This window comes from Paenibacillus agaridevorans, from assembly GCF_003112455.1.
In the GTDB taxonomy this organism is placed as follows: domain Bacteria; phylum Bacillota; class Bacilli; order Paenibacillales; family Paenibacillaceae; genus Pristimantibacillus; species Pristimantibacillus agaridevorans.
The window spans coordinates 61,497-64,608 of record NZ_BDQX01000289.1; the positions used below are offsets into that span (position 1 = coordinate 61,497).

The 3,112-nt window shown below is 59.1% G+C and carries 4 protein-coding genes; 3 read left to right on the top strand and 1 reads right to left on the bottom strand.

Going from position 1 to position 3,112, the window contains the following annotated elements; translation table 11 throughout:
• On the bottom strand, nt 1-467 hold a 467-nt coding region (locus tag PAT3040_RS37360; protein WP_181376799.1), incomplete at its 3' end, for an AraC family ligand binding domain-containing protein.
• Nucleotides 468-595: 128 nt separating this feature from the next.
• Here PAT3040_RS37360 and PAT3040_RS23970 point away from each other — a divergent pair.
• The 3 genes from PAT3040_RS23970 to PAT3040_RS23980 form a co-directional block, all read left to right on the top strand.
• Nucleotides 596-1,447, top strand: coding sequence for an amidohydrolase family protein (locus tag PAT3040_RS23970; protein WP_108994668.1), 852 nt, complete (start codon nt 596-598; stop codon nt 1,445-1,447).
• The gene (locus tag PAT3040_RS23975) at nt 1,444-2,406 is read left to right on the top strand and encodes an aldo/keto reductase (protein ID WP_108994669.1); all 963 of its coding nucleotides are present in this window, start codon (nt 1,444-1,446) and stop codon (nt 2,404-2,406) included. The genes PAT3040_RS23970 and PAT3040_RS23975 overlap by 4 nt, the downstream gene beginning before the upstream one ends.
• An 8-nt stretch (nt 2,407-2,414) precedes the next feature.
• Nucleotides 2,415-3,112: alcohol dehydrogenase catalytic domain-containing protein (locus PAT3040_RS23980; protein ID WP_108994670.1), on the top strand; the 698-nt coding region annotated here is incomplete at its 3' end.

The following is a 3,112-nucleotide window of genomic DNA, read 5'->3' on the forward strand; positions in this document are numbered from 1 at the left end:
TGGAGCCGGATCGCGTGCCGGTAGCCCGCCTCCTGGCTGGCCATCTCTTCCGCCATTGCGCGGAGCAGAAGCTCGATGCCGGTATGATCGGTCTCCGCCGGGGTCAGTTTGTAGCGCTTCTGCCCCCTGGCCATGTTGTAGCATTGGAGCGGCTCGTATCGATCGCCGAGCGAGTCGGCCTCCACGAGTGGAGGCGAGAAGAACAACGCGGTCGAAACGATGGGCTCATCGGCGGACGGAAACGCGCGGTGCACGGTGTTGCCGGGAATGAGAAACAGGTCGCCGGGACCTTTCTCGTAGATGGTGTGGTCGATGAAGAAGGACCCCGTGCCTTCGTGGATGTATACAAGCTCGTAAAGGTCATGCAGATGGTCCGGCCACTCGTTGTCCGAATAGCGGACTCCCTTGTAGACAAGCTCGAACGGAAAGACGGGATCGAGATGGAACGGTTTGCGAACAGGCTGCAAGCGGCATGCCTCCAATCCGGTTATTGCCCTCAATATATCAAAATCGGACATATTATTGCAATGCGGCGACATTTCAATTTCCGATCGGCGTTCGTACAATAGAGGGAGAAGAGAGGAGTGATTGCGGCATGCGCATTGATGCCCATCAGCATTACTGGACGATGTCCCGGGACGATTACGGATGGATCACGCAGGAGCTGCCGGTTCTGTACAGGGATTTCCTGCCTCGGGACCTGGAGCCGGAGCTTGCCAGGCATGGGCTGGACGGCACCATCGTCGTTCAAGCGGCACCTACCCTTGAGGAGACGGAATATTTGTTGTCTCTGGCGGACGTTTCGGATAACATTCTTGGCGTAGTGGGCTGGCTGGATCTATTCGATCCCGCTCACAAGGAGCATTACGAGCGGTTCCGGCAGTATCCCAAATTCGTCGGCTTCCGCATCATGATTCAAGATATGCCGGATGCCAGGCGCATACTGGAGCCTCCCTTCTTGGAAGCGCTGCGCTTTTACTCCGAGCTGGACGTACCCGTCGATCTATTGGTGACAGCCGATCAATTGGACCCTCTGCTAGAACTGCTGGATGCCGTTCCGAACCTGCGGGGCGTCATCGACCATATCGCCAAACCACATATTGCGGCGGGGACGTTGCAGCCGTGGACGGAGCAGATGGAGCGGGCGGCGTCTCATCCCCGGTTGTACTGCAAGCTGTCGGGCATGGTGACAGAGGCCGATCATCGAAATTGGAGGCCGGAGCACTTCGAGGCGTATATCCGCCACGTTCTGGCCGTCTTTGGCGAGGATCGAGTGATGTTCGGTACGGACTGGCCGGTGTGTCTGCTTGCGGCAAGCTACGGCGAGGTCGTCGCTCTGCTGGAGGGAGCTTTGCCGAAAGACTGGGGAGAGCGGTCGAGGTCCAAGCTGTTCGGCGAGAACGCAAGACGATTCTACAAGCTGCAAGAGACGGAGGGATCGCGATGAAATATCGTTTGCTCGGCAAGACCGGCCTCGAAGTGTCGCGGCTTAGTTTCGGCGCTTCTTCCCTGGGCTCCGTGTTCCGTCAGACGGATGACGCGGAAGGAATTCGCGCGGTGCATGCGGCATTGGACGCCGGCATTAATCTGATCGACGTATCGCCGTATTATGGAGCGACGAAGGCCGAGACCGTGCTGGGCCAGGCTATTGCGCAGACTTCGCGGGACCGCTTTTACTTGTCCACGAAAGCAGGCAGGTACGGCGAGAAGGCGTTCGACTTCTCGGCAGCGCGGATCGAGTCGAGCCTGGAGGAAAGCCTGCGGCGCCTGAATACGGATTACGTCGATATGCTGTTCCTGCATGATATCGAGTTCGTGGAACCGGACATCATCGTGGGCGAAGCCATTCCTGCCTTGCAACGACTGAAGAAGGAAGGCAAAATCCGGTTCGCGGGCATTTGCGGACTTCCGCTGGCTTTATTCGAGCAAATGCTGCCGCAGGCCGACGTGGATGTCATCATCTCGTATTGCCATTATTCGCTGAACGATACTTCGCTGCTGGGCTTGCTGCCGCTGCTGGAGGAGCGCGGCGTCGGATTGGTTAACGCTTCGCCGATCTCAATGGGGCTTTTGAGCACGAGAGGCACTCCGGACTGGCATCCGGCAAGCGCCGAGCTCAAGGAGACATGCCTGAGAGCGGCACGGCTCGTGGAGGAACGGGGCGAGGACATCGCGAAGCTGGCGATTCAGTTCTCGACAGCGGAGGAGCGTATCCCTACAACGCTTGTCAGTACGGCCAACCCGGCTAATATCGCGAGAAACGCGGCATGGACGGACGAGCCGATGGATCCGGAGCTGCTCTCCGAGGTGCTTGATGTGCTGAAGCCGGTGCATAACGAGACTTGGAACAGCGGTCTGCCGCGCTACAACGAATCGACGGGATCGTTTATGACAGAGGGAAAGTAGGGACATAGATGAAGGGAATCGTATGCGAGGAAATGGAGTCGTTCCGCATGAGGGACGATCTGCCCGAGCCGGAGCTGACGGAAGGACATGCCATCGTCGCCATTCGGAGGATCGGCATCTGCGGCACGGATTATCATGCGTTCAAGGGGCAACAGCCCTTCTTCCAATACCCGCGTATATTGGGTCACGAGCTGTCCGGCGTTATTACAGCGATCGGTGGAAACGACCGCGGATTGTCGGCAGGCGATCGCGTGGCGATCATTCCGTACTTGCATTGCGGCAAGTGCCGGGCTTGCCGAATCGGTCAGACGAATTGCTGCGCGGAGATGCGCGTCATCGGCGTACATCAGGATGGCGGAATGAGGGAACGCATTTCCGTGCCGGTGTCCCATCTGCTTAACGTGAATTCTTTGTCGCTGGACGAAGCGGCTCTAGTAGAGCCGCTAGCCATAGGAGCGCACGCGGTCAGACGAGGCGGCGTCAGGCCGTCCGACACGGTGCTCGTTATCGGCTCCGGCCCCATTGGGCTGGGCGTCATGGCTTTCGCCAAACATGCAGGCGCCCGCGTCATCGCGATGGACATCTCGCGGGAGCGGCTGGACTTCTGCGCCTCGTGGGCGGGGGCCGACGATCGGATCGACGCGTTGGCGCCGAACGCGAAGGAGCGGCTAGCCGTGCTTACGGACGGCGAATATCCCGCCCTTGT

Coding starts and splice junctions, on each gene's coding strand:
- PAT3040_RS23970 (WP_108994668.1), top strand. CDS start 596: ATGCGCATTGATGCCCATCAGCATTACTGGACGATGTCCCGGGACGAT.
- PAT3040_RS23975 (WP_108994669.1), top strand. CDS start 1,444: ATGAAATATCGTTTGCTCGGCAAGACCGGCCTCGAAGTGTCGCGGCTT.